Genomic DNA, 744 nt, shown 5'->3' on the forward strand with positions numbered 1-744 from the left:
CGGGGCCGGTGGCCAGGTCGATCGGCCGCCGCGCGTGCTCGGCGAGAAACTCCTCCACGTCGCCCACCGGCACCACGGGCAGCTCGAACGCGCCCGCCGGATCCACCACCTGCACCGGCACGCCGTCCTGCTCGACGATCCGCGCCCGCAGCGCCTCGTGGCGGTGCGTCACGGCCTCGATGGCTACGCGCAACGCCTCGTGCTGGAGCGGGCCGCCGATGCGCAACGCCATCGGGATGACGTACTCGGCCGTGTCGGGGGCGAGCCGGTCGGTGAACCACAGTCCGGCCTGGTTGTACGTGAGCGGCGCCGGGGTTCCGGCCGGCCGCCGGGGGATGGCCGAGGAACCGGTACGGGCCGCCTGCTCCACGGCCGGAGCCAGCTCGGCGATCGTGGGATGCTCGAAGATCACCCTGACCGGCAGGTCGGCCTCCATCCGCTGCCGCAGCACGGACAGCACCTTGGTGGCCAGCAGGGAGTGGCCGCCGAGGTCGAAGAAGTCGTCGTGCACGCCGGGCGCGTCGACGCCGAGCACCTCGGACCAGATCCCGGCCAGGGCGGTCTCGACGGGCGTGCGCGGCGGAACGTACTCGGCGGCCTCGCCCTCCCACGACGGCGCGGGCAGGGCGGCGCGGTGCACCTTGCCGTTCGGGTCCAGCGGGAACTCCGGCAACGCCACGAACGCCGCGGGAATCATGTACTCCGGCAGAGCCAGACGGCAGAACTCCCGCAACTCCGCACGAC

At 73.4% G+C, this 744-nt stretch carries 1 protein-coding gene; it reads right to left on the minus strand.

The features are described 5' to 3' along the window. Nucleotides 1–744 (minus strand): phosphopantetheine-binding protein (locus tag E1294_RS52120; RefSeq protein WP_246083906.1); only part of this gene is annotated, 744 nt, incomplete at both ends.

The organism is Nonomuraea diastatica (genome assembly GCF_004349015.1).
Lineage (GTDB): Bacteria > Actinomycetota > Actinomycetes > Streptosporangiales > Streptosporangiaceae > Nonomuraea > Nonomuraea diastatica.